The 25,005-nt window shown below is 45.3% G+C and carries 25 protein-coding genes; 15 read left to right on the top strand and 10 right to left on the bottom strand.

The window, feature by feature from the left end; genetic code table 11:
* Positions 1–352: 352 nt before the first annotated feature.
* Both M3630_RS01540 and M3630_RS01535 read right to left on the bottom strand, forming a co-directional pair.
* Entirely contained in the window at positions 353–1,384 is a 1,032-nt protein-coding gene (locus M3630_RS01540) for a YkvI family membrane protein (protein WP_251250985.1), read from the bottom strand.
* A 155-nt stretch (positions 1,385–1,539) separates the two neighbouring features.
* Positions 1,540–2,934, bottom strand: a complete 1,395-nt coding sequence (locus M3630_RS01535; RefSeq protein ID WP_251250984.1) for a hypothetical protein — start codon at positions 2,932–2,934, stop codon at positions 1,540–1,542.
* Between the two features lie 234 nt (positions 2,935–3,168).
* On the opposite strand from M3630_RS01535, the gene M3630_RS01530 reads away from it, so the two are divergent.
* From M3630_RS01530 to M3630_RS01520, 3 genes are all read left to right on the top strand, one after another.
* Positions 3,169–4,470 (top strand): AAA family ATPase, encoded by a 1,302-nt coding sequence (locus tag M3630_RS01530; RefSeq protein ID WP_251250983.1) that lies wholly within the window; start codon positions 3,169–3,171, stop codon positions 4,468–4,470.
* Between the two features lie 12 nt (positions 4,471–4,482).
* Positions 4,483–6,201, top strand: a complete 1,719-nt coding sequence (locus M3630_RS01525; protein WP_251250982.1) for a hypothetical protein — start codon at positions 4,483–4,485, stop codon at positions 6,199–6,201.
* 169 nt (positions 6,202–6,370) lie between these two features.
* Positions 6,371–6,670 (top strand): MarR family winged helix-turn-helix transcriptional regulator, encoded by a 300-nt coding sequence (locus M3630_RS01520; RefSeq protein WP_251250981.1) that lies wholly within the window; start codon positions 6,371–6,373, stop codon positions 6,668–6,670.
* Between the two features lie 60 nt (positions 6,671–6,730).
* Here the strand turns inward: M3630_RS01520 and M3630_RS01515 are convergent, their stop codons facing one another.
* Positions 6,731–7,609 (bottom strand): 5'-3' exonuclease, encoded by an 879-nt coding sequence (locus M3630_RS01515; RefSeq protein ID WP_173607682.1) that lies wholly within the window; start codon positions 7,607–7,609, stop codon positions 6,731–6,733.
* Positions 7,610–7,862: 253 nt separating this feature from the next.
* On the opposite strand from M3630_RS01515, the gene M3630_RS01510 reads away from it, so the two are divergent.
* The 12 genes from M3630_RS01510 (at position 7,863) to M3630_RS01455 (ending at position 16,499) form a co-directional block, all read left to right on the top strand.
* The gene (locus M3630_RS01510; RefSeq protein WP_047067213.1) at positions 7,863–8,069 is read left to right on the top strand and encodes an alpha/beta-type small acid-soluble spore protein; all 207 of its coding nucleotides are present in this window, start codon (positions 7,863–7,865) and stop codon (positions 8,067–8,069) included.
* A gap of 185 nt (positions 8,070–8,254) precedes the next feature.
* Positions 8,255–8,512: a hypothetical protein gene (locus M3630_RS01505; protein ID WP_173607681.1), complete on the top strand. Its 258-nt coding sequence runs from the start codon at positions 8,255–8,257 to the stop codon at positions 8,510–8,512.
* A gap of 104 nt (positions 8,513–8,616) precedes the next feature.
* Positions 8,617–9,492, top strand: coding sequence for a M23 family metallopeptidase (locus M3630_RS01500; protein WP_251250980.1), 876 nt, complete (start codon positions 8,617–8,619; stop codon positions 9,490–9,492).
* Between the two features lie 15 nt (positions 9,493–9,507).
* Complete coding sequence (locus tag M3630_RS01495; RefSeq protein ID WP_221868486.1) at positions 9,508–10,323, top strand: GTP pyrophosphokinase; 816 nt, start codon at positions 9,508–9,510, stop codon at positions 10,321–10,323.
* 71 nt (positions 10,324–10,394) lie between these two features.
* Positions 10,395–11,615 (top strand): D-alanyl-D-alanine carboxypeptidase family protein, encoded by a 1,221-nt coding sequence (locus M3630_RS01490; protein ID WP_251250979.1) that lies wholly within the window; start codon positions 10,395–10,397, stop codon positions 11,613–11,615.
* Between the two features lie 163 nt (positions 11,616–11,778).
* Entirely contained in the window at positions 11,779–12,654 is an 876-nt protein-coding gene (locus M3630_RS01485; RefSeq protein ID WP_232772924.1) for a glycosyltransferase, read from the top strand.
* Positions 12,614–13,369: a glycosyltransferase family 2 protein gene (locus M3630_RS01480; protein ID WP_255688346.1), complete on the top strand. Its 756-nt coding sequence runs from the start codon at positions 12,614–12,616 to the stop codon at positions 13,367–13,369. The genes M3630_RS01485 and M3630_RS01480 overlap by 41 nt, the downstream gene beginning before the upstream one ends.
* Before the next feature lie 179 nt (positions 13,370–13,548).
* Positions 13,549–14,256, top strand: a complete 708-nt coding sequence (gene deoD, locus M3630_RS01475; protein WP_173607676.1) for a purine-nucleoside phosphorylase — start codon at positions 13,549–13,551, stop codon at positions 14,254–14,256.
* Positions 14,257–14,336: 80 nt separating this feature from the next.
* A complete protein-coding gene (locus M3630_RS01470; protein ID WP_251250978.1) occupies positions 14,337–15,026 on the top strand; it encodes a DUF4241 domain-containing protein in 690 nt (229 codons plus the stop codon).
* Between the two features lie 784 nt (positions 15,027–15,810).
* Positions 15,811–16,053, top strand: a complete 243-nt coding sequence (locus M3630_RS01465; RefSeq protein ID WP_251251312.1) for a site-specific integrase — start codon at positions 15,811–15,813, stop codon at positions 16,051–16,053.
* Positions 15,959–16,294 (top strand): tyrosine-type recombinase/integrase, encoded by a 336-nt coding sequence (locus tag M3630_RS01460; RefSeq protein WP_353057202.1) that lies wholly within the window; start codon positions 15,959–15,961, stop codon positions 16,292–16,294. The genes M3630_RS01465 and M3630_RS01460 overlap by 95 nt, the downstream gene beginning before the upstream one ends.
* Entirely contained in the window at positions 16,278–16,499 is a 222-nt protein-coding gene (locus M3630_RS01455; protein WP_353057207.1) for a tyrosine-type recombinase/integrase, read from the top strand. The genes M3630_RS01460 and M3630_RS01455 overlap by 17 nt, the downstream gene beginning before the upstream one ends.
* Positions 16,500–17,190: 691 nt before the next feature.
* On the opposite strand, the gene mmuM is transcribed toward M3630_RS01455, so the two are convergent.
* The 7 genes from mmuM to M3630_RS01420 all read right to left on the bottom strand — a co-directional run bounded on the left by mmuM (position 17,191) and on the right by M3630_RS01420 (position 24,832).
* Positions 17,191–18,126, bottom strand: a complete 936-nt coding sequence (gene mmuM / locus M3630_RS01450; protein ID WP_251250976.1) for a homocysteine S-methyltransferase — start codon at positions 18,124–18,126, stop codon at positions 17,191–17,193.
* A complete protein-coding gene (locus M3630_RS01445; RefSeq protein ID WP_251250975.1) occupies positions 18,059–19,582 on the bottom strand; it encodes an amino acid permease in 1,524 nt (507 codons plus the stop codon). The genes mmuM and M3630_RS01445 overlap by 68 nt, the downstream gene beginning before the upstream one ends.
* 52 nt (positions 19,583–19,634) lie before the next feature.
* The gene (locus M3630_RS01440) at positions 19,635–21,077 is read right to left on the bottom strand and encodes an aldehyde dehydrogenase family protein (RefSeq protein ID WP_088907604.1); all 1,443 of its coding nucleotides are present in this window, start codon (positions 21,075–21,077) and stop codon (positions 19,635–19,637) included.
* A 33-nt stretch (positions 21,078–21,110) separates the two neighbouring features.
* The gene (locus tag M3630_RS01435; protein WP_232772919.1) at positions 21,111–22,151 is read right to left on the bottom strand and encodes a homoserine dehydrogenase; all 1,041 of its coding nucleotides are present in this window, start codon (positions 22,149–22,151) and stop codon (positions 21,111–21,113) included.
* A gap of 15 nt (positions 22,152–22,166) precedes the next feature.
* Positions 22,167–23,384 (bottom strand): cystathionine gamma-synthase family protein, encoded by a 1,218-nt coding sequence (locus M3630_RS01430; RefSeq protein ID WP_232772918.1) that lies wholly within the window; start codon positions 23,382–23,384, stop codon positions 22,167–22,169.
* A 244-nt stretch (positions 23,385–23,628) separates the two neighbouring features.
* Complete coding sequence (locus tag M3630_RS01425; protein ID WP_015891312.1) at positions 23,629–24,276, bottom strand: GntR family transcriptional regulator; 648 nt, start codon at positions 24,274–24,276, stop codon at positions 23,629–23,631.
* 415 nt (positions 24,277–24,691) lie between these two features.
* Positions 24,692–24,832, bottom strand: a complete 141-nt coding sequence (locus M3630_RS01420; protein ID WP_251250974.1) for a hypothetical protein — start codon at positions 24,830–24,832, stop codon at positions 24,692–24,694.
* Positions 24,833–25,005: the final 173 nt, after the last annotated feature.

Raw genomic sequence — 25,005 nt, 5'->3', positions numbered from 1 at the left:
CCTTTCTAGTAGGTTGATGAGTTGGTCCTTAATCTATGCCGGTTCCATGGTTACAAATGTTACCATACGTTTGTAAAAAAATGAAAGAGTTATTAATGTGGCTACGAATTTTATTCAACTCAGGGAACAAAGAATTCATCAGAAGTATATATTACGAGAAACAAATCAGCGAAAATGTAAATTCCGTATTTTATATCTAATTATTACATTATTGTTCGGTTTTAAAGTGACCTCTTTGCGCCTTGTTAAAAAAATTACGGGGGTAATACTTTTGTGTGGGCCCTTCATTCGCTTTAAATCCGAACATTATCGGCATGGAAGAGGGGGCGAAAATGTTTTAATGGTTCTGCAATCAAAAACGCTTTCTGATTACATTCCCTGGAAGCGAAATCCGACAGAGCGTAGACAACCCCAAATACCCAAACAACGGATACAAAAACATGAGCAACTGACTATACCCAATCAGGCACAATACGAAAGCAGTAGAGAACAAATACAAATATAGCCGCGATTCCGGAACGTCCAGTAATTCACGCAACTGCTGACCAATTCCGAATACATTAGAAATCAATGTAGTAAAAATCTCGGAATAGAGCACGAAAACAAAGAACAACTGGAGCCACTCGTTCCATTGGTCTGTTACAAAAAGGATCGGGATATTCATGAGACGGACATCGTCCCAGTTGGCCAACATGGCCGTATGGACGACGAGGAGCATGAATCCAAGCACGACTCCGCCAATGACGGCTGCCCGAAACAAAACAACCTTGTCGCGGATCGCATAGCCAATCGGGATGAGAACGGATTGGGCCATGGCCAGATTAAACGACACGTATAAGACTGTTTTCCATAAGAAGGAGTAATCGGATGGAGGTGAGAGAGGCATGGGAGATTCTGCGGTGCCATCCAGCAAAATGAGCAAAGCGAACAATACCATGGACGGAACGACAATCGCATTCACGACGAGTAGCTGCTCCAACCCTTTTCGCAGAATCAACAGGGCGAGCAAAACAGTGGCTGTGGTCCCGATCAAATACGGGATGTCAAACTGCTCCTCCAAGACTGAGCCCGCTCCTGCCAACATGACAGTCGTTACGCCAAAAAGGGTAAGAAAGACCAAAATATTCATCGTACGACCAATCATCGGTCCAAACAGTTTTTGATTAAAGGATTCATAGGAGGGTGTGCGCAATTGATGAGCGATTAGCATCATCTTGTAGCCCAGCCAGACAAAAAGAGATGTGGCGAGCAGGATGCCGATTGTTCCGGCATGACCGTAGGCGGTGAAAAACGCGAGTATTTCTTGCCCGCTCGCAAACCCGGCGCCCACGACGGTCCCAATGTACGTCGCTGCGACTTGGATACTTTTTCCCCACAACTTCATACTGGTTTTTTCCTTTCCTATCCAAATAGAGGCTAGTACAAGTGTATGAGTCTCGGAGAAAAACAGAATGAGAAAACTCGTCTAACTCATAACCTAACCAAGGAAAAAAGCGAATGGCTCGTGACCATTCGCTTTTTCGTATAGATACCGACATTTTACAGAAGAAACATCGCCACGATTGTCGTCACCAAAAGCCCAATCGCCACGGGATACAAATTTCGTCTTGCCAGCTCAAAAGGATCTACTCCACAAATGGCTGCAGCAGGTATCAATGCCCAAGGAATGATCGTTCCACCGCCGACCCAAATGGCGGCAATTTGTCCGAGCGCTGTTAACGTTGCGGCACCGGCACCCAGAGCAGTTGCAAACAGTTGGGCCAAAGAGCCAGCCAGTGTAATCCCGGAGAAGCCTGAGCCATCCAGCCCTGTAATGACACCCACTGCGGATACTGTGAGGGCAGCTACTTCCTTGCTAATGGGAATCGTATGTGCAAGCGCCACACCGAGGTCATTTACGATTCCGTGTGATCCCTGTGGCAGCACCTCCCCAAACACCTTGATAAACCCGCTGTCCCCCATATAAAAGAAAGCAGCAATCGGGATGACCGGACCAAATACTTTAAAGCCGAACTGAAAGCCTTGAATGAGATGTGTGGTTACCTGCTCGAGACCACTTTGCTTGTGCGCCAGCATCGTTGCGATGATGAGGATGAGCAAGGCGGTTCCGCCCACAAGCGCCGTTGCATCACCTCCGCGTAAATCAAAAGCAAACATGGCCACGACATCAAGGACAAATAAAATTGGTACGAGCCCAGCCAACGTACGCCGCACGCCATCTGACAACGGGACTCGTGCGGAAGTAAAAACAGCATCGGGGACGACTGTCTCTTTGGGAGATGCAAGCACGCCGAGCTTCATGTCTTTTTTCAAATACCAGAATGCAATTGCAGTAGTCACCACGCCCATAATAATAACGAGAGGGACGCTAGCCGAAATCACGTCCGAAACAGGAATTCCTGCGGCTTTGGCCGTTAAAGTGGGAGCGCCTTGAATAATATAATCGCCGGACAGTGCAATCCCATGTCCAAACAAGTTCATCGAAACGGCGACACCCATCGCAGGCAAGCCAGCGCGCAATGCCACAGGTAACATGACAGCTCCGATCAGTGCGACAGCTGGAGAAGGCCAGAAAAACCAGGAAATGACCATCATGACGATCCCGATGACCCAATAAGCCCATGCAGGATTTCGAACCAAATGGGTCATCGGCCGAATCATCGTTTCATTTACGCCCGTATCGGTCAAAACGTGACTCATCGCAACAATGATGCAGATGACTAAAATCGTCGGCAATAGCTCGGTAATCGCGTAGATGAAGCTGCCGAATATTCCGCCGACGGCTGTTGTTACAGAGCCTGTCGCGACGAAGCCGATGATCGCTATACCCACGATACTGATCAAACTCGTATCTTTTCGCAAAACCATCACAAGAATAATGCCGATTACGAACAAGACATACACACCATGTATCCACAAAAGCTCGATTCCCATGTCGCACCCTCCTTTTTCGTTACTCCGATGAAAGTACCTTGATGTCACAACATATGCGGAAAATAGGCCATGGGTGAACGCACATCCTAGAGCAGACGGGTGAAGCATCTGCAAAACTGGCATTTTTGTCCACGATATGCCACTATTAATGAATGACGTATATTTGGGTTCCAAGCAAGAGAGGGGGATCGGCATATCGACGTACGTAACCAGTCCGTCGTGAAGCCAACTACGATGAATTCGACTACACCCATCCAACGTAAAATGGACCAGGCAATTGAGCTATTGGAGCGCCGTTTCCTGGAAAGAAGTGAACTGATTCGCCTTTTAATGCTCGGCATCATGAGCGGAGAAAATGCTTTGTTAATCGGTCCGCCGGGTACAGCCAAGTCTCAGCTAGCACGATCAGTCTCTCAGCTTTTTGGATCAGAACATTGGTTCGAGTATTTGCTTACCCGTTTTACGACACCTGATGAGATATTCGGTCCAGTCTCCCTTCAGCAATTGAAACTGGATCAATACGTACGAAAAACAACGGGCTATTTGCCCAACGCCCAGTTTGCGTTTTTGGACGAAATTTTCAAAGCGAACAGCGCGATTCTGAATGCGCTGCTATCTATATTGAACGAACGAATTTATTTCAATGGCAGAGAAAAAGAGGAGGTTCCCTTGCAGTTTTTAATCGCTGCATCGAATGAACTTCCTGATGACGATGACCAATTGACTGCTCTTTATGACCGCTTCCTGTTCCGTTACGAGGTTCACTATTTGAAGCACGCTTCCAGCTATGAGCGCATGTTTTCTTTGCCAACAACGCCTCTTCCCGTTGTGTTCTCGCTGTATGACGTGAAGGATATTCAAGCGGCAGCGAAGCAAGTGGTCATTCCAGAAACCATCATTTATTTCTTGTACCGCCTAAAACAAGACTTGGAAGAAAAAGAGTATGTGCTCTCCGACCGTCGCTGGAGCAAAATCGCGCATGTATGGCGTACTTCTGCCGCCTTGCATGGACGTGAGCAAGTGACGATCTGGGACACAGTTTTCACTCCGCATATGCTGTGGAATGTCCCTGAGGACTTAACCGTTATGCAGGAAGTGTTTGAACAACAATTTACGGAAATGTTGAAGAGTGATATGGAGAATGAATTGCCACTCCAGCGTTTCGGACAAATTGCGGATAAATGGAAGGAAAAAGAATCGGAGCTGCATGCCTTTCAGTTTAAAAAGGAAGTGGGCGCAAAGCTGGGCAAGGAAGCGACGGAGCGCAATGTCCGTTTGCTGGAGGAGAGTCGCGATGAGGTCGAAGACACGGCGCGAGACTTGCGTAATCGGCTCATTCAGTGGGAGAAGCGGGAGCACGATCTGCATGCCTATGTCCTGGAAAAAAACCGCTTGATTCCCCATGTAGAAAAATACGCGGTCAAATATTCGTATCTGCGCATTGAAGGTGAACGGATTTTGCAGCAGCTCCAGCGCACGTATCGGACGATTTTTGACAAGGAAATCCCCGGGGCGGATTATGATTTTACGTTGTAGGGGGTAGATCGTATGATCATTCGCGCTAGCGGTGTTGATCGCTATGTATTTGAAACATACCTCGCCTCTTCGCGCACCGCTCAGGAATGGGTTCATGAGGCGCGAGCACGAGCAGCATGGTTTGATTTGGAGCTCTTGGCCGACTTTTTCCTCGTTTTTTATTTGGAAAAGCCAGAGATCGATCTGACGCAAGAATCCACTCCTTTTCATCATTGGATGATTCGTACGCTCATGAAGCAGTATTTTACTCGCATGATTCATCCCCGTACGGTCGGGCAGGAAAGTGCGTCGTTCAAAACCGCAATCAAGGCTTTGCTGTGGCTGACCGAGACGTTTTCCGAGGAAGTGAAGCAGCGGGAGAAGGATCAACGGCCCTCTCCGCTCTTAACTGGCTTGAAAGACCAGCAAGGTCAGGAAGGAAGCCAACAAGCACAGCTTTCCGAGCTATTAACCGAAAAACAAAAAGCCAAGCTCGAGTTGGTCGGTTATACCCTTCAACAGGGGAAGCGGGTCGTGGAGGACAAGCAGGTGGCCATGGACACCAAGCCGTTAGTGCGGGCAGAGGTATTGTCTTTGCAAAATCGCATTACCGAGCTGCAAGAAGAAATGAAAGTGCAGTTCACGAAACGGACCAAGCTTCTACAAAAGGTGAAAAAATTGGAGGGGGAGCTCGTCCAACGTGAAAAGCAGCTAGATAGACTGCAAAAGCAAGAGAAGGAAGCGATCGCCGCTTTTGAAAAAGAGCTGGGACAATGGCTGGAGCAATCGTTAAAGGCGACGCTATCTACTGAAGAACTCGATACGCTTTTTGTCGAAGAGGTATTTACGGCCAGTCAGCGTTTTGCGAACCGAAGCTGGGGGCATGAGCTAGGAAAGCTGCGGAGGCAAAGCTTTGAGCAGTATTTGAAGTGGATTGAGAAATTAAAGCGCCATCCTGATCTGGTCGCTTTTCTAAACGAGGTAGGCAGGCAAGTCCATCGCTTCCGAGTAAAGCGCAAAGAAATTCGCTCCAGACATTTTCCAGAGGAATACTATGATTTGCGACAATCGGGCGATATTGCACACATGCTGCCTGGTGAAGCAGTGCTTCTCGCTGATCCGGACTTCGAGGACTACTTCATGCTCAAATGGCTGGAGCAAAAGCTCATGACCTACGATACCTCGGGATGGGCAGAAGAACCGCCAAAAGGTCCGGTGATCTGCATGTTGGACACATCCCATTCGATGCGCGGAAGTAAGCTGCGGCTTGCGCAAATTTTTATCATGACGTTTGCCGCCCTTTCGATGCTGGAAAAGCGTGATTTTATCCTCCTCTTGTTCGGGGCTAAAGGTGAGATTAGAGAGCAACCGCTCTATCACAAAAAGCCGGATTGGCCTGCTTTTTACGGCCTGGCGCAAATGGCGTTTGGCGGCGGAACGCACTTCGACGCCCCGATGAAGCGAGCCATCGAGCTGGTAGAAAAGGAACAAGCGTGGAAAGGTGCGGATTTTGTCATGGTAACGGATGGAATTGGGGGCATTTCTCCTTATGTCCAAGAAAAACTCATCTCTTTGGGTCAGCAGAAACAAGTTCGCTTGCACAGCTTGATTGTGGGTTCTGCGAGGCAGCATCTTGTACAAGCGTATGATCTGCTGGGTGTTTCTCACCGTGTCAAATTTGCGACGAGCTGGGAAGCGGATGGGGAGGAGAATACAGGATTGCTCCTGGATGTATTTCAAATAGCCAAATAAGTCGTTCGACGCTACTTCCAAATCTCGTCTCCTCTCGTGGGACGGGATTTTTTAGTGAAGCTTAAGAAAAAATTTATCTCTTACCCACTTTTTTCTTTATTTGTTTCGCCTATGCTGAGCGTAGCCAGGCAACCTGTTCAAATGATGGATGCTGCAAAAGGAGGACACTATGGAGGAACTGATTAAGCTGGCCAAGCTGATAAGGGGAGTCAATGTCTTGTTTTCAAATATTGCGCAAAAAGAGTTAGAGACAAATGAAATCAATTGGCAACAAGTATTGATTCTCGAAATTCTTGAAAACGGGCCAAGAACGATGGGAGACATTAGCAAGGCTGTTAATTTGTCAAACAGTACAACTTCGGGCTTAATTAGCAGGTTGGAAGAGGAAAACTTGGTACGGAGATACCGAGACCAAACGGATCGCCGAATCGTCTGGGTTTCACTGACGGAGCGACTATGCAGTGCATAAAGAAATCGGCTGAAAAAAGCGGATAGACCGCTTCTTCTCAGCCGTTGATCATGACACTTATTAGCCAACTCTCGCTGCCATCGTACGTCCGAATTCAAGCTCGTCGAATTTGTTCTGAACGACTTGACGATCGTATTCCCATTGGGCATCCTCTAGCGCATACTCTACTGGAACATCCCGAATAATCGTAGCCAGCTTTTTGCTCAAGTACACCTGATCGCGATTTTCTTCCAGCTTGCTGCGCATTTTAGGCGTACAGCTTGCCAGATTTACATATAGGTTATCCAGATCACCATGCTCGGTAATCAGTTTTGTCGCTGTTTTTTCACCAATTCCTGGGCAGCCTGGAATACAGTCAGAGGCATCTCCCATTAAAGCTTTGACATCAACGACCTGTTCAGGTGTTATTCCCCGCAATGCCAAGAGGCTCGCTGGATTATAATGCTCGTGTTTGCCACCATTTTTCAGGATTTTAACGCTTACTCGCTCAGATACGAGTTGCAAGCTATCGTAATCACCTGTCGCAATGATCACCTCGTGTCCTTCTTCGGAAAGGCGTGTGGAGAGCGTACCTAATACATCATCGCCTTCATAGCCTGGGCAACCCAAATTCGGAACCGAGAATGCATCCGTTACTTCTTTTACCAAATCGAATTGTGGAATGAGCTCATCCGGTGCCGCTTGACGATTTGATTTATATCCGTCATACCATTGACTGCGCACCAAAGACTCGCGCGAAGCGACATCCCAGCCCACCACGAGATGAGTAGGACGTGTCAACTCTGCGTAATCGAGCATCATTTTTGTAAATCCATAAACCGCATTTGTGTACACACCTGTTGAAGTCTGGCGATAGGCTCCACCCCAAGCAGAACCATAAAAGGCGCGAAATAAAAAGCTCATGCCATCGATGAGCAGTACTTTTCCTGAATCACTCACAAAACCTTGCCCCTCTCACTACCAAACTATACGCACCATTATAGCATAAAGGAGCGGGACAACCTTGTCAGATTTTACAACAGAAATATCAAGTGAAAACGTGCATGTACTTTTTTTACGGTGGGATGATAGTACCACAAGAGGTCAACAACCACCTCTTGAATATCAACTTCCGGTCTCAAGGTGAGAAGCAAAAAACGCTAGGCGGTTCAACTCCGTCCCGGGAGAAAAAAAGCGTTGGGAGGAATCAATCATGGCAAACAACGGTGGAAGCTCCAACAACCTGCTAGTTCCTCAAGCGAACCAAGCTTTGGATCAACTCAAGTATGAGATTGCATCTGAATTCGGTGTAAATCTCGGACCAGACACTACTTCTCGTCAAAACGGTTCTGTTGGTGGCGAAATTACCAAGCGTCTGGTGAGCTTTGCTGAGCAACAAATGGCTGGCCGTCAAGTCTAACGTACTGACAAGTTAATAGCTGGATGATGAGAGGTCCCTTCAATAGGGGCCTTTCTATTTTTCCAAACGCCGCCCTTTTCTGCCACTTGTGTGCAAACACACAAGCACAATCGCGGACTAGTCATATGGTGTAACGAACAGTTAACTATCCTCGTTTGTCCAGTGGAAAGGAGCGACGTCCGGCTATGAAGAAAAAAGAATTCAAGCAGCTTTTAAAAAAGCATCCCGAATTTGAAGCGTGGGTCCTCGAAGATTCCATGCGGATTAGAGCGGTCCGTAGCAACCCCGGTATGGCCGAAGAATTGTTTAAAAGATGGAACGACCGAAAAAAAGGGGTACTTGATTTTGAGGGCATCTCACAAAAAACCAAACGTGCAAGCGAAATGCTGACAGGCGTGCAATCCATCATGGAAATGATGTCGGATTATTCGAAGAAACAGTAAGATTACATTTGGAATGATTGGAGAAGGCTAGCTCATTAGCCTTCTTTTTCTTTTTCCTTTCAGGGTGTGTTTTGTTATACTAGAAAATGGGAGGGAGCATGTCTATGTTCAAATCAATGGTTAGTCTCATGTTGGTCACAGCATTGACGCTCGTCTCTGGGACAAGCATATTCAGCCAGACAGTAGAAGGGGTTTACGCCCAAACAACGAAACAACAGCCAGCGATTAGCGTAACTCCAGCCAAAACATATCCTGGGGACGTTATTTTTGTACGCAGTAAGGAGCCACAAACCGTAACGTTATTCTCTCAGAACTATCGTTTGCAAAAGACACAGGATGAGTACGCCCGGTTTATCCCGATTCCTTTTAACACGAAAGCAGGGACCTATAAAGTTACCTCTGCGGACAAAAAACTTTCCGTAACGGTGACAATCGCACCGAAAAAATTCGAAGTAGACAAGCTCACGGTAAGTAAACAGCTTAACAAAATGCGACAGGATACAAATCGAATCAATGCAGATCAAAAAAAGATCAATGCAGCCAGATCAAATTCGAGGGCGATTCCATATTTCACGGAGCCGTTTCAACAGCCAGCAGTCGGAAAATTAACGACTCCATTCGGCTACCAACGTGTAGTAAATGGTGTACCAGCCAACCGGCACGCGGCGATTGACATCGCAAACAAAACAGGAACGCAAATCTGGGCGAGCAACCATGGGAAAGTGGTTCTGGCCGACTCTTTGTACTTAACAGGCAATACCATCATCATCGATCACGGGTTAAATATTTTTTCCATTTATGCTCACTTGTCCAAGCTAGAAGTAAAGACAGGGCAAGAAGTGAAACAGGGACAGGTGATTGGACAAATGGGTAGCACCGGTTTTTCTACAGGTCCTCACCTTCATTACGGCATGTTAGTGGGTAATACGTATGTGAATCCGCAGCCGTTTTTTGATGCATCACCTTTCCTCTGGAAGTAATTTGGAGGTGTCTTCATGAGAGTCACAAATGTGCCAAGCAAAGTGCTCAACAACATGGTTCATTTCTTGGCGCCGTATGAACAGGCAGTTGAAGAGCTGAAGTTAAAACTAAAAGGAATTAAATACGGCTTTCAAAAAAGCGGCCGTTATTCTCCTATTGAATTTGTTGTCGGACGAGTGAAAAAAGTCGACAGTTTAATAAAGAAGGCGAATGAAAAAGGAATCGACTTTTTGGGAGATCATTGGCAAAGTGACGTCGCCAAGGAAGTCCAGGATATCGCGGGCCTTCGAGTCGTATGCCGCTATGTAGACGATGTGCGTGAGGTGCAGCAGTTGTTGCAGGAGCGGGAGGATATTGTCATTCACGATGTCAAAGACTATATAGCAGCCCCGAAGGAATCCGGCTATAGAAGTATCCACATGATCGTCTCGTATACGGTCTACCACGGCAGCGAAAAGAAAACACTTTTTTGTGAGATCCAAATTCGTACATTGGGAATGAACTTTTGGGCGACAAATGAACACGAACTGCGCTACAAATATGCGGGCAACATTCCGTCAGACGTTTTGCAGCAGCTTCATGAAGCGTCCGTGATCACCCATCAGCTGGACGTGTTGATGAACAATTTGCGTCAAGAAATTCTCACACCGGCAGAAGTTGATACGACACTGGAAGAAAAATTAGAAGAAATATTTTCTTTGTACGTCAAGCAAGATCTTGATTCCGCTGCTGCCTTGTACAGGGAACATGTCAGTGGTTTCGAAGAGGCTTTTGCGGACAATCCTAAGTTTAAAATGATCCACGATTTGTTGGGAATCCGGTTGAAATAACGTCTTTTGTTGTCTACAGACCAAATGTAACCTGAAAATACGCGACAAAGTAGGAAAGGATATAGACTAACATGCGCTTTTTACTAACGAACCTACTCGTTGTGGTGATGGTTTTGTTCAACCTGGGCATGCCTTCCGCTTATGCCGAGGAGTCATCAAGCCTGGAGCCTAACACTCTCACTGGACAATCAGCCATTCTGATTGATGCTACAACGGGACAAGTCTTGTTTGAAAAGAACCCTCATGAGAAGTTGTACCCTGCTAGTATTACAAAAATCGCAACAGGTATTTACGCAATAGAAAAAGGGAATTTGGATGACACTGTCACCGTCTCCAAAAAAGCACGCCGTGAAGAAGGAACACGTGTTTATTTGGAGGAGGGAGAACAGATTTCCCTGCGCAATTTGTTATACGGACTGCTCATGAATTCAGGTAACGACGCTGGTACAGCGATTGCTGAGCATATGGGCCAGACGACGGAGCGTTTTGCAGTGGAATTGAACGCCTTTTTGAAAGAAAAAGTAGGTATCAGCGAAACGAATTTTACCAATCCACACGGACTGCATGATCCGAATCATTACACGACTGTTGCCGACATGGCCAAAATTTCGCAGTACGCGATGAAAAACCCCGTATTCAGGGAAATTGTTGGCACGAAGCGGCTGCCTTGGCATGGACAAACGTGGGAAACAGTTCTAGTGAATCACAACAAGCTCCTGCGCGATTACGAAGGGGCAACTGGCATCAAAAACGGTTTCACAGATCAGGCGATGCATACGCTGGTAGGCTCCGCCAAGCGTGGAGAAACGGAGCTCATCGCGGTCACGATGAAGGCCTCAACCAGTGCAAATGCTTACAAAGATGTAAAAAAGCTACTGGACTTTGGCTTTCAAGGATTTGAGACGAAACCAATCGCCAAAAAAGGAGATTCTTTTTCAGAAGCTGCTGTACCTGGCAACAACTCGGTTGTGACTTTTACAGCCAAGGAGGATTTGTATGCGACGGTTCCCAAAGGTTTAGAGCCTTTAGTAGAGCTAAAAGCAGATGGGAAACTGTCTGTACAGGCTGGTAAACTAGCCGTCTCTTATCCGTTGCTTCGTCATAATCCGCCTGCTCCAGCTTCTACTACTGTGTTTGGGGATTCAGAAGGTGGCAACCCACATCCACTGGCCCGTTATAGCGTATTAATCGTCTGGTTAGGAATGAATCTTTTCTTAATCGTGTATACGTTTTCCCGTGCACAGAGGAATAAACGAATTCGCGAGCGCAGTCTTCAACGGCGGTTCTACTAATACAAAAAATGAGAATCCAAACAGGACGTGTCACTATGCGCGTCCTGTTTTTTTGTTAGGTCATCTCATCTCTTGTTGAGTGGTGAGGGATAGATGCCGTGTCCAATTGTGGAAAACGAGCGTACATTAGAGTAAGAACTTTTCTCTGGTGAGGGGGAGTGAGATGGACAACCGAATCTATGATCGCCCTGCCGTGTCCGTCATCATCCCATTGAGTGACAGCGCCAGGAATATGAAGAAACTGCTTTCTGTTGTCAAAAGAATAGATCCACACACGGAGGTAATCGTCGTGTGCAACGGTGTGAGCTCCCAAGAAACTAGCCTGTCCAATGAATGGGGAGCACAAGTTATTTCAACCGGTTTGGAAGTAGACAGCTATGAGGCAAGAGCGATCGGTTCTGCTCATGCGAGGGGAGACGTTGTACTTTTTATCGACGAGTGCCTCGCCATGCCTCTCTTATACTTGAAGAAATATGTCACGCTGGTCAAAAAGGGATCGGATGTCATTATCACGACATGCTCTGACCATTGGGGATCCAAAAGAGGAAACCGTTCAGCAGGGAGTGCCTATTGCCTGTTGAATCATCTTCTTGGTCAAAAAAGTATGGGCTCCGCTTCCTTTGAGAATATTCCCTTTGCCTTAAGCAGAAAAGCGCTGGAGGCAATTGGTTCCGAGACTTTATGCAATCCGGCAGTTGCTTTGGTTCAAGCGACTGTCTTGGGGCTCAAAATGACGACAATCGCCCCGTTTGCTGTGGAAAAACAACCAACCGGCACTTGTGATATTGTGCGAAAAGACATCCGTACGATTTACCGTGAGCATGCGAAGGCAATCCAGTTACTTACGGGTGGAACGAAGCTGCGACGCGCAGAGCAGGATGGACAAAGACACCGCGACTTGGTGCAGTCATCGGACGTTTTACATTTGCGCTCGGTCATTCAACTAGAATCACGCGTTAAGGAGGGCGGTGTATGGGGTGGCAAACGCAAAGCGAAATATGCGAGATCCCACAAAAAAACGCGAAGAAGAGCACATTAATGGCAAAGAGAAATGCCAGAATGTAAATCGATTAAGTGTCATCCTCTCTGTTCACCACGAGCGGACGATCAAAAAAGTGCTCAAACAAATTGAGAAACTCCGACCCATGGAGATTGTACTCGTTGTGGATGGCTGCCCGGATCAATCGGTGAAAAAAATGCTCGCTTACTCCTCCTGTCCACTCACAGCGTTTGTGTACCCGTTTCCTTTAGGAAATGATGTATGGCGAGCAATTGGTGCCAAGGAGGCCACAGGAGATGTGTGGCTGTTTCTCGATTCAGATCACGTCGTAGCTGCAAATGATATGCAGGCCTTTGTCAGATCGTGTTACCAAGGAGCAGACATTGCGTTGAGAAAATGCATGACACCTCTCCGCCAAACATCCATGGAAGCGGACACCATTTTGCTAGCGAAGACATTTCTCAATGCCCTGGTTTCACGTCATGAACTAGGAACTTCCTCGATGTATGAATTACCTTTTGCTATGACGCGACAAGCTGCCGCTATCATCGGCGTTCAACATTTGGTCGTACCTGCAGTTGCGCACGCTATTGCTCTACACAATCAATTGCGTGTCGTGTCATCTCCTTACATTGCATCAGCAAAACTTACGAGAAAAAGAACGACACCAAGAAAGAATAAACCGAGCGATAACCGGACGATCCTGGGAGATCACCTGGAAGCAATGGATTACGTGATGTCCATAAATGAATGAAACCGATGTCGAGGCGATGCCATTTGTGGGCATCGCTTATTCGTTGTGTGCTGAAGTCACGCGCAAATGCGCCATCATAAGCCGCTGGAATCATTTGATCTCTTGACTTTGCATTGTTCGGTTTTTGTAGTACGATAGGCAAGTAGGTCATTTTTTCTTGATAAAGGAGCAAACAGATTATGAGTATTCATATTGGAGCACAGCAAGGTCAAATTGCTGAAACCATCCTGCTGCCGGGCGATCCGCTACGGGCCAAATACATTGCTGAAACTTTCCTCGAAGGAGCAGAGTGCTACAACAATGTGCGTGGCATGCTTGGCTTCACAGGTACATACAAAGGTAAGCGCGTTTCTGTACAAGGAACGGGCATGGGAGTTCCTTCTATCTCGATCTACGTCAATGAGCTCATGGAATCTTATGGTGTTCAAAACCTGATCCGTGTAGGTACTTGCGGGGCGATCCAGGAAGACATCAAAGTACGTGACGTGATTATCGCCATGAGCGCATCCTCTGAATCCCAAACAAATCGTCTCCTGTTCAACCAGATTGATTTTGCTCCTACTGCTAACTTTGAATTGCTGCACAAAGCGTATCAAGTAGCGACTGAGCGCAATCTACCTGTCAAAGTAGGGAATATCTTTACGAGCGACAGCTTCTATCGTGAGAGCTTGGATTTGTACAAAAAATTGGCATCCTATCAAGTGCTTGCAATTGAAATGGAATCTTCCGCGCTGTACACATTGGCTGCAAAATACAAACGCAACGCATTATCTATCCTCACCGTGAGTGATCATATTCTAACTGGTGAAGAAACTTCCGCTGACGAGCGCCAAACGACTTTCAATGAAATGATTGAAGTAGCGCTGGACGCAGCTCTGATCAAGTAAATTAGCATGCAGACGACATCCCACTGGCAAACTATCGTCAGTGGGATTTTATGTAGAGGATGGAAAAGGGGGAAGGAATCATGAATGATAAATGCCCAGCATTTTTTGAAACGGCATTTGACGAAGGGTATACGAAAGAGCAGAATGGCTATTTATACAGGTTGTTCCGTCAAGATGTAGGCAAGCTTCAGATAAAAACTGGAAAAATCGTGGCGAACGATCCGTTTGTCATGTTTGAGACGGAACCATTTGTGGAGGTTTTCCCAAAGGGGAGCTTCTCCGTACAGCTCGCTATCGCGCAAGTTCAATCCCTGTCAAAGGATGGGCAAACGGATGACGCTCTGGAGCCTGATGAACGGGTAGCATTGGCACGGCTTGTCTTCTCTGATAAACCTGTCGTGTCTTGGAAAATGGCTGTTTGGCCGGAGTCAGATGTATCGCAGCTTGGCGAAGGTGAATTTTTTGGCTATGGTGTGGATGCGGGGACAGGCTCGTTCATGGATGCAGAAGCTTGCACGCTTTTGGAACGAGAAATGGAGAAGGACGAGATGTTCTATGAGACGTTGACAAAGAAAATGGATCAAACGTATAAACACACGCGGAGTTGGGGGCTAATTGATTTAGCGGAAGGCTGTAATGTTGCCATGTTTTCAACAGGTTGGGGAGACGGCAGCTACGCGAGCTATATCGGTTATGATGCTGAAGGACAGATTGTACGTTTGGTAACAGATTTTTACTTGTTGGAATGGATGGGAACCGCAGAAGAATAGAAGGTTGGGTAATAGGGGAAAGAGAGAAGAAAAGGGAATAGACGCCAAAGTAGAGTGCCTCCAGTGGCACTCTTTTTATTGGTTATTTTTTCTTATTTCGTTCGAGGTATTGAGCCAGGTTATTCAAGGTATTTTCGTACGATCTTTTTTTCGTTGTAGTGGTGATCGTTTTGGATTTTGGGATGACTTTGGTCATTTGGGGACCTCCGGGCATTTTTAGTTATAGTGATCTTAATTATAATATAAATGAATTTACAATAAATGTAAACGTTGTTTTTTATTTAAAATGAATTTTTTTATTTTGATGAAATTCAAGCGGTTTAAGCAGATCGTTGATAAATGTCTGAGTAAGCTTTATTCGATGATGGATGGTTCACAGCAGTTCTGTTGCTGCCTGTTTGGGTGCATCTATGTATGTCATATGGCAGTAATAGATGAGAAAAGCTATATATTTTACAGCATCATTCAGTTAGATCCATGTTCGACCAAGTTTGTGACACAAAACTAATAAACAGGTGAGTGCCCCTCTCAGAAATAATGCATTTCATTTTGAGTCCGATAATATATATTATGTAAACTGATAAAAAGAGCAAGTGGGAGAATAACTAAAGGTTCTTGGTTCCGATGATCGACATTATCAGGAATCTGGTTGGTAAAGGTTCCTGATAATCATCAGTTGTGTCCAGCTAAGTTTCGGAACCGTTCCAATAAGATTCGTGGACGGTCCATAATAATCGGTTGCGTCCTTATAATCGATTTACTAGGAGGACGATTAAGTTTGCAGGTGAAACAAGCAATGGATGAATTTTTGTTTTATATGGAGGTTGAACGAAATGTATATGTGAATACGATACGTAGTTATGCGTACGATTTACATGTATTTGAGGCTTTTCTAACGAGGGTCCAAGGAAAACTGGATATCGAACGATTTTATGGTGGGCATTCATGCGCCGAAAACAGACAAAAAAGTACCGGTTTATATGAAGTTAATCGAATTACAGATGCTATTTCGGTTTTTAGAGAATGATCAGCATAAGTTATCGTTACGGAATCATTTGATGTTTAAGCTATTGGCGACAACCGGGATGCGTCGCCAAGAATTAGTTGATTTGTCTTGGGGCCAGATTGATTTAGAGTGGAATACCATACGGATTCATGGGAAAGGTAACAAAGAACGTATACTCCCTCTGCATCCCATGGTAATTCCATTGATCAAGCAATACCAGGAACACTTGGAAACGTTTCAATTACATACTTCGGATATTTAAGGAAGTCCTTCAAAATGCGGGCTTACCCCCTCACCGGTTTACACTGCATCATTTGCGGCATACCTTCGCGACTCTGCTCTTGCGTTCCAATGACGGTCCTTCAAAGGTAGATATTCGTACGTTGCAGGAGCTTCTTGGCCATGAAAGTTTAGCGACAACGTCTATTTACTCATGTAGATCTAGAGCAAAAGAAACAAGCTATTGAGACCTTAAGATTCGAAAGTTAGTTAATCGTATAAAACCTCCTCTCTAGTAATTATCATAGTTCAGAGAGGAGGTTTTATAAAATGGTGTTTCAGTTCATGAAAACGCTATTTCATGAACTGTTAAATAAACGCACTGAAAATCGATTAATTACGTGCTTCGCTTCTAAACGAAATCAAACATTTAAATCATTCCTCTTACTCTGATCATTTCTCCATTTTTCCCAATCCTACTTTCACTCTCAGTTCATTTGTTATCTTCTTCACTATCAAGTTTTGATTTAACTTAACACACTTCTATCCTCTTTCCACTTGTGTTCATTCTAATGGCTTTTTGATTCGTACTGATAATTTTTTCGAATGCCCCTACTCTATGCGAATGTAACTGAAGAACCTTTGGACCAATTGCAATTATCAATGAATTAGAAGGCATTATTACATTATTTTTTACAATTGGACCAATCCTTTTTGAAGGATCATAGCTGCTACATCTGGATGGGTTTGGAGCAATTGTATCAAATCTGCTGAACAACATTTCCTACAAAATTATTTATTCAGCAAGATTAGATTAAAAAAATGACTTCAACCTATTACACATAATTATTATTTTGTGCAAAGAATCGAATACGAGGATGATTTACACGATCTACAAAAGAAAAAGCCTCATCGTCGTCCGATGAGGTCCTATCATCATTACTTCCTCGCCCAATCAGCGATGGCCTTTATGTCTTCCGGTTTTGTTCTGCAGCAGCCGCCGATTAATCGGGCGCCAGATTCATACCATTCAAGGGCATTGTTGCCATAGCCTTCTCTAGTAGATGCTCCATACCACGTCTTGGTTGTCGGGTCATACCGCTCCCCTGCATTCGGATATACGACGATCGGCTTCATTGTGCAACTGCGTATTTCCTGAACAAGCCTAGGAATATTCCTGGGCGACGTGCAGTTAATGCCTAAAGCGGCTATTTGCTCTTTTTTATCTAGCCATATTGCACATTCCGTGATCGGTGTGCCGTCTGATATATGCAGTTCGTCTTTTGCACTGAAGCTGATCCACGCATAAACTCCAGGAAATTCTTCCAGAAGTCTGACAAGTGCTCTGGCTTCGCTCAAGCATGGTATCGTTTCGCAGGCAAGTATATCGGCGCCTGCATCAATCAGTGCTTTCATCCTAGGCCTGTGGAAATCGATCAGTTCCTCTTCGCTCAGTTCATAAGCTCCTCGGTATTCGGAGCCATCAGCCAAATAAGCACCATACGGACCGACTGAAGCAGCTACAATAGGCTTTGGCCGATCCAGGCGGCCATCTGAGTTTTTCCAAAATTCATCCCGTGCTTGTACGGCTATCTGAACGGACGCCTGAATGAGAAGAATCGCATCCCTCTGGCTCATTCCCCGCCGGACAAATCCTTCCACCGAAGCCTGATAGCTGGCCGTGATCGCGCAGTCAGCCCCCGCCAAAAAATACTCCGTATGCACACGTTTAATTAACTCGGGATTTTCCATCAGCACTTTTGCTGACCATAGGCTATCGTTCAGATTGCATCCGTGACGCTCAAGCTCAGTGGCCATGGCGCCATCGAGGATCATCATCGGAAATTTCTGTAAAATCATTGCAATCGGATTCATCGTACGCCGAACCTACTCTCGTTCTATTTTTTATTTCCATTACATCCACAATAGAGTCGCTGGTTTTCGTGATTTGCTTTTTGCGATTTTTGATATAGTAAAATAAGTAGCAACCAGCCATAAATGCTATACCGCAATAGATCGCAATCCGTTGACTTGGGTCAAAAGCAAGTCCGACACAAGATGCGAGGCATAAACCAAAAGCGGCAATCGGTACAAGCGGATACAGAGGCGTGCGGTATTTCAAATCGTTGATATCATTGTTTTCCTCAAGAAAACGCTTACGAAACATAAATTGGGACGCTGCAATTGCCATCCAGACAACAACTACGGCAAAACCAGAAATCGAAACAAGAACGAGATATACGGTGTCAGCAGCAAACACACTGGACAGAAGCGATAAACACGCAATCAACATGCTAATGATCAAAGCATTCATCGGTACACCTTTGGAATTTACTCTCCCCAGTCGATGGCTGATCATATTTTCTTTCGAAAGAGCCCACAGCATGCGGGTTGAGGCATACAAGCCCGAGTTAGCTACGGAAAGCAATGCCGTAATAATGACAAAATTCATAATATCGGCCGCGTAAGGCACCCCGATGTTGTCAAAGACCAAGACAAACGGGCTTTCAATAACGCCAGCTTCTCTCCACGGAATTAAACCAGCTAGTACAAAAATGGCACCAATAAAGAATATCATCGTTCGCCAAATAATGTTCGTCATCGTACGGGGGATACTCTTCTCCGGGTTTTCGCTTTCCCCAGCAGTGATCCCGATTAGCTCCGTACCCGAGAAGGCAAAGTTGACGGAGATCATCGTCATCACTACAGGGAGAAATCCGTTCGGGATAAGACCGCCCTCTCCAAAAAAATTAGACAACATGGGAGCGGGTGATCCCGTTTTCAATGGAAGAAATCCGAACATCGCAGCGCCGCCCAAAATGATGAACATAATAATCGCGATGACCTTCACACCTGCGAACCAAAATTCAGTTTCTGCAAAAAACTTGACGGAAAGCGCGTTTGCTATAAAGATCACTCCACCAAAAATAGCGCTCCACATCCACACAGAGGTGTCCGGAAACCATCGCTGCATCAAAAGACCAGACGCTGTAAATTCAGAGCCTACTGTAACCACCCACGTCAGCCAATACATCCATCCTACTGTAAATCCGGTTGCTGGCCCGATATATTTAGTGGCGTAGGTTTGAAAAGAGCCGGTTACAGGCATGGCAACTGATAACTCCCCTAGGCACAACATGACAAGATACATGATTAAGCCACCCACCAGATAAGCAAGAAGCGCTCCCCCAGGACCTGCCTGATTCAGGGTATAGCCAGAGCTTAAAAACAGCCCTGTGCCAATTACCCCTCCCAGGGAGATCATAAACAAATGTCTGCTTTTCATCGTACGACGTAGTTCGGTCTGACCTTTTTCATTCATGTGCCCCATGTTGTTCCACCCCTTAGTGAAATGAATGTTTTTCAGGCATGGTGGTTCCCTGTTACGTTAAAAGTCTGAAGCATACTACTTTCGGTTCGGTCATTTCTTGCAGGGCAAAGGCAATTCCCTCACGACCGATTCCCGATCCTTTCACGCCCCCGAACGGCATCGCATCGATACGGTAATCAGAACTATCGTTAATCATAACACCTCCCACTTCTAGCTTGTAAATAGCAGAAAATGCCTTGTCCACTTCACGTGTGAAAATGCCAGCTTGAAGTCCGAAAGGTACTTGGTTCGCTTCACGTATAGCAGTATCCAAATCCGCGACCTTGAAAATAGAAACGACCGGACCAAATACTTCATCCTTCGCAATCTTGCAATTTGCCGGCACATTGATTAATACGGTCGGTTCGTAATAGGCACCGTTACGTATCCCCCCACAAAGCAGCGTCGCACCTTTCTGCACCGCTTCAGTCACCCAATTCTCAACTCGTTTCGCTTCGTTTTCCGAGATCATGGGACCCATATCGGTTTCTTCCGATAATTTGTCTCCGACTCGGTATTGTTTCGTAAGCGTGACGAACCGATCAACGAATTCATCATAAATTTCTTCCTGTGCATAAATGCGCTGTACTCCTAGACAATTTTGACCAGCTGCCCAAAACGCACCCGACACAGACGACTCTACCGCTAGTTCCAAATCAGCATCTTTCAAGACGATGACGGGTGAGTTGGAGCCTAGCTCCATGCTCATCTTTTTTAGCCCGGCTTTTTTCATGATCGCTTCTCCAGTAGCTAGCCCACCTGTAAACGAAATCATTCGAATTGCCGGATGAGTGATTAATGCCTCCCCCATGTCATTCGTAAAGCCAGTAATAATGGAGAGCACCTTCGGAGGAAGTCCCGCTCTATCAAATGCTTCTGCAAGCAGCAAGGCACTCAAAGGTGTCGTTGGCGCAGGTTTGACAATAATGGCATTTCCAGCAGCAATCGCGGGTCCGATTTTGTGTGCGACGAGGTTCAACGGATCGTTAAACGGTGTGATGGCAGTAATGATGCCAATCGGAAAACGGTAGTAATAGCCGACGCGATTTTCGCTGCCTGGCATTTGGTCAAATTGTATCGTTTCTCCGTAAATTCGTCTCGCTTCTTCCGCACTGATCCGTAATGTCTCTACACAACGCCTTACTTCCTTTCTTGCTTCCCGGATCGTTTTACTTCCCTCAAGAGCAATGACCTTCGCATATAGTTCTTTGTTCTCGGAAATCCAATCAGCGGCACGATGGATGATAGCCATCCGCTCATGCACTGGAATGGCCGCCGCTATCGTTTGTCCATCTTTTGCCTCTTCAATGGCGAACAGAACGTCGTCTTCATTAGCAGCCGGCACCGTTGCAATGATGCTATTATCATGCGGATTATGAACGTTCATTTCTTTATCGCGGGATACCCACTTCCCAGCTAGAAACATCTTTTTTTTAATGAAAGTTTCCGTCATCATCAAGTATAGACCTCCAGTCGAATTTCTTTTGCCCTACAATTGGCCACGGCTAATGTTGATCAAATCAATGAGAATAGAGAAGCCCGTCTCTGTGCGCCCAGCTCCTGCACCGATAAGCGTAATCGGACCTGCCAAATCGCAGTAATAGGTGATCGCGTTTTGCGCCCCTAATACGCCTGCCAACGGGTCGGTTAACGGGATTGCTTCGGGACCAACCTTTGCCATTACATGCTCCCCTTCTTTAACAACTCGTGCGATCAGCTTCCATCTTTTCTTATTTTCTTTTGCCCATTGAATGTCTTGTGGGGTAAGTTTCGAAATTCCTTCACGCGCGATCTCGTCTCTTTGAATATGAGCGTTCATGATCGTGTTTGCCAAAATCGTTACTTTATATTGTGCATCAAAGCCTTCGACATCGTTTCGCGGATCTGCCTCTGCATACCCGAGAGATTGCGCTTCTGCCAAGGCGTCCTCATAGGTCAATCCTTCCTCCATCCTAGTGAGGATATAGTTTGTTGTTCCATTGAGAATTCCACGAATTTCGGAGATGTCGTTACCTACCAATGAAACGAGTGGCATACGGATGGATGGCGTTCCACTCATAACTGTTCCTTCATAGCACCAGCGAACCCCGTTTTGTTTTGCTACTGTCTCCAACTCTCGGAATGCCAGAGAAACGGGTCCCTTGTTGCTCATCACGATATTTTTCTTACTTTCAAAGGCAGCCTTACAATGATCGATCGCTGGCTGACCTGTTTTAATATCCGTGAACGTCATTTCTACGATCGTATCCGCATTGCTTTCCCTAATCGTTTGAAAGCTGTCCCAGCCTTTGATTAAGCCAGGGGTATCAGGGTAGCTCTGCAAACTGCCCGTTTCGCCCACAATACGTAAAGCCAAAGAGAGATCCAGACCGTCTGGATGATAGAGGGAGCCTTTCATCAGATCAGAAATCGCTACTACTTTCGCCTCGAAACCTACATTTGCGTATAAAGCGTCCGCTTTCGTTTCCAAAATTTCCGCCAATCCTTGTCCTACCACTCCAAAACCGAGTAATGCTACTTTGTGTGTCATTCTGATTCGATCCTCCTACAATGCTGTTTTGTTCATCTGTGAAGCCAAATAGTTGAATGCCTGTTCGAGATCCGAAATCAAATCTTCCGTATCTTCAATCCCAACCGACATACGAACCAATCCTTCAGAAATCCCCAAGGCCATCCTCTCCTCAAGCGTGCATTCCACGTGACTGGTCGTCCTAGCTGGGCCGTAAATCGTCTCGACAGCACCCAAATTTCCCGCCCGGTTTCCTAACCGCAAATGAGGCAGAAAAACTTTAATCGCCTCCATTTCACCTTTCAGAACAAAACTAAGAATACCCCCGAATCCACTCATCTGCCGTTTGGCGACCTCATGATTTTTGTGGCTTTCTAATCCCGGATAATAGACAGCTTCCACGCACTCTTGTTTTTGCAGGAATCGGGCAACTTCCATCGCGCTTTTCGCTTGCTGCTCTACCCTGAGCTTTAATGTTTTCATCCCCCGCAAAATGAGGTAGGCGGACCAAGGATCCATCGTTGCTCCATTTATTTCTCTGTAGTGATACACTTTTTCCATCAACTGCTGAGAACCGCAAACGACTCCGCCCAATGCGTCCGCATGCCCGCTTAAAAATTTGGTGGCGCTGTGAATAACGAGATCAACACCGAGTAGAAGCGGATTTTGATTTATAGGGGTCGCAATCGTATTGTCGATAACAACCAATGCCCCGACTGATTTTGCTAGCTTGGCCAAATGCTCGATGTCCACAATTTTCAATGTCGGATTCGTTGGTGATTCCAAATAAAGTAACTGGCAGCCCTTTTGAATTTCTGTTTCAATTTCTTCTTGATTGCCGGTGTTGCACAAAACAACATCAACATTAATATTGGGCAAAAATTCAGTGAAAATTTTGTTCGTACCTCCGTACGTATCTTTTATCGAGACCACCCTGTCACCTGGTCGTAAAAATGTATACAAAGTACTGCTGATCGCAGCCATACCGGATGAAAACGCTATAGCTCGCTCGGCCCCTTCCAGCGTTCTCAGTTTTTCTTCAAAGGCCTGAACAGTTGGGTTGGTCATGCGATTGTATATATGGCCTGGTTTATTCCCGATCGCTACGTCATACCATTCATCCACATCATCATATCCATAAGCTACACTTAACACGACAGGGACTTGTGTAGAACCAAAAACACTAAACTCCTTTTCGCCAGCCCAAACCGTTTTTGTACCCATTAGACTGTTGGAATTATCGATTTTTTTCATTTTTGTCTCCACCTTTGTAGAAATAACTTAACTCATGTAAAGAATATACAATATATAATATAATAATTGGTGAACACCTCCTATTCAATGATGAACATTCGTGATGTTTTTTGTATTTAGTATATTGTATATTTTGTATTGTATTATTCGTTTCTAGAAAACACAATAGTCTTAATTTTTTTATTTATAAAAACGACAAGAGTTGTTACTACTCTTGTCGACTGACCAGTCAAACTTATTTCTATTAAATCATCTCAGGATGCTCAATCTTCCAGTGATGGAATTGGATCAAGTTCGCCAAAGCATCTGAATCTCGTTCTTTAAAATAACGCAAGATCTGTTTATGTTGGTCGTTCATTTGTTTTAAGATGACATACAGTTTTTCCGAGTCGTTGCTCAAATAGGACTGCCGAATAAAACTGTTTTGCAATGATTCCATCATCGTAATCAGTGTATGGTTGTTGCACTTGTCGATGTACACCTTATGGAAAGCGGTTTGATATTTTTGATAATCATCGTAATTGTTCTCTTGGATCGACACATCAATTTTCCGTATATACTCCTCCATCATGGACATATCACTGTCCGTGATAAACTCCATTGACAACCGTGCAGCCAAGGCATCCAATGAACCAATGACGGCGAATACATCCAACTTTTCTTTCGTATTTAGTTCCTTTACGAGAAAGCCGCGTCTCGGAATATACTCCAGGAGATTATCCGAGGACAACTGGATGAGTGCTTCCCGAACGGGAGTCCTGCTGACCTCCAGCTTTTCACAGATCTCTGCTTCATTAATCTTGTGATTTGGCAGCAATGTTCCATTCTGGATTCGCGAAGCAATATATTTGTATACGTGGTCTTTTAATGAGTCGTATTTGCGAGTAATCATCGTTCACCTCAATCAGAATAATATTTTGTATTTAATATTATGGTAGCATTGCACAATCTTTTGTTCAAGGTGTACCCCCTGCTACAAGAACCTCGAAATATAAATGTATCCCGGTTGTTTGTCCAGTTGTACGAATGTTTCCAATTGGTTGGCCTGACTGGTCCGCCAACAATTCTTCCGATCATTTTTCATTCCTTTCTTGAACACTTTTGATATGGAATAAAATCCTAATTCATTTTGGTGCAGTCGTGGTGTTTAGAAACAATTTAATCCTCCTAGATCATCCATCTGGCATTACTTACTCTTTGGATAAAATTTACTTGCTAGAATGAATGTTCTACGCCCTATTATCTGCTTATTAACAGCTTGTCATGCAGTTTGATTCTTATGCCGTCCTTCCCCTGTTTTACCTCTCCTACAACTGTGCCGTCATAGACAAACAAATATGATTGCTGGTTACAGGATCGATGACTGGTCTACCTTCTCCATCAAACAACGGTTCATCTATTTGAGCGAATTCTATCAGGTCTGTATTGTCCGTGAATACAATCTTCATGTATTCTGCGATAATCCCAAGTCCCTGGTTATCAGCCGTTGCTTCCTTTTGACGCTTGATCTCGGCTTTAATTTGAGGTTTTCGTGGGTTTTCCCAGCCAATTGCTTAAGCTTGCAACCTTTAATAGAAAATAGGAGGGGTATGCCCCCTCCTATTTTCTATTAATCAGCAAG

Origin of the sequence: Brevibacillus sp. MER 51 (assembly GCF_023714195.1) — a bacterium.
Classification (GTDB): Bacteria; Bacillota; Bacilli; order Brevibacillales; family Brevibacillaceae; genus Brevibacillus.
Note: the sequence above shows the minus strand (reverse complement) of the source record. Positions and strands in the feature narration are given on the sequence as shown.

Excerpts from the sequence above, each read along its gene's own strand:
- M3630_RS01540 (WP_251250985.1), bottom strand. The coding sequence starts at position 1,384 with ATGAAGTTGTGGGGAAAAAGTATCCAAGTCGCAGCGACGTACATTGGG.
- M3630_RS01535 (WP_251250984.1), bottom strand. The coding sequence starts at position 2,934 with ATGGGAATCGAGCTTTTGTGGATACATGGTGTGTATGTCTTGTTCGTA.
- M3630_RS01530 (WP_251250983.1), top strand. The coding sequence starts at position 3,169 with ATGAATTCGACTACACCCATCCAACGTAAAATGGACCAGGCAATTGAG.
- M3630_RS01525 (WP_251250982.1), top strand. The coding sequence starts at position 4,483 with ATGATCATTCGCGCTAGCGGTGTTGATCGCTATGTATTTGAAACATAC.
- M3630_RS01520 (WP_251250981.1), top strand. The coding sequence starts at position 6,371 with ATGGAGGAACTGATTAAGCTGGCCAAGCTGATAAGGGGAGTCAATGTC.
- M3630_RS01510 (WP_047067213.1), top strand. The coding sequence starts at position 7,863 with ATGGCAAACAACGGTGGAAGCTCCAACAACCTGCTAGTTCCTCAAGCG.
- M3630_RS01505 (WP_173607681.1), top strand. The coding sequence starts at position 8,255 with ATGAAGAAAAAAGAATTCAAGCAGCTTTTAAAAAAGCATCCCGAATTT.
- M3630_RS01500 (WP_251250980.1), top strand. The coding sequence starts at position 8,617 with ATGTTCAAATCAATGGTTAGTCTCATGTTGGTCACAGCATTGACGCTC.
- M3630_RS01495 (WP_221868486.1), top strand. The coding sequence starts at position 9,508 with ATGAGAGTCACAAATGTGCCAAGCAAAGTGCTCAACAACATGGTTCAT.
- M3630_RS01490 (WP_251250979.1), top strand. The coding sequence starts at position 10,395 with ATGCGCTTTTTACTAACGAACCTACTCGTTGTGGTGATGGTTTTGTTC.
- M3630_RS01485 (WP_232772924.1), top strand. The coding sequence starts at position 11,779 with ATGGACAACCGAATCTATGATCGCCCTGCCGTGTCCGTCATCATCCCA.
- M3630_RS01480 (WP_255688346.1), top strand. The coding sequence starts at position 12,614 with ATGCGAGATCCCACAAAAAAACGCGAAGAAGAGCACATTAATGGCAAA.
- deoD (WP_173607676.1), top strand. The coding sequence starts at position 13,549 with ATGAGTATTCATATTGGAGCACAGCAAGGTCAAATTGCTGAAACCATC.
- M3630_RS01470 (WP_251250978.1), top strand. The coding sequence starts at position 14,337 with ATGAATGATAAATGCCCAGCATTTTTTGAAACGGCATTTGACGAAGGG.
- M3630_RS01460 (WP_353057202.1), top strand. The coding sequence starts at position 15,959 with ATGGTGGGCATTCATGCGCCGAAAACAGACAAAAAAGTACCGGTTTAT.
- mmuM (WP_251250976.1), bottom strand. The coding sequence starts at position 18,126 with ATGAATCCGATTGCAATGATTTTACAGAAATTTCCGATGATGATCCTC.
- M3630_RS01445 (WP_251250975.1), bottom strand. The coding sequence starts at position 19,582 with ATGGGGCACATGAATGAAAAAGGTCAGACCGAACTACGTCGTACGATG.
- M3630_RS01440 (WP_088907604.1), bottom strand. The coding sequence starts at position 21,077 with ATGATGACGGAAACTTTCATTAAAAAAAAGATGTTTCTAGCTGGGAAG.
- M3630_RS01435 (WP_232772919.1), bottom strand. The coding sequence starts at position 22,151 with ATGACACACAAAGTAGCATTACTCGGTTTTGGAGTGGTAGGACAAGGA.
- M3630_RS01430 (WP_232772918.1), bottom strand. The coding sequence starts at position 23,384 with ATGAAAAAAATCGATAATTCCAACAGTCTAATGGGTACAAAAACGGTT.
- M3630_RS01425 (WP_015891312.1), bottom strand. The coding sequence starts at position 24,276 with ATGATTACTCGCAAATACGACTCATTAAAAGACCACGTATACAAATAT.
- M3630_RS01420 (WP_251250974.1), bottom strand. The coding sequence starts at position 24,832 with ATGAAGATTGTATTCACGGACAATACAGACCTGATAGAATTCGCTCAA.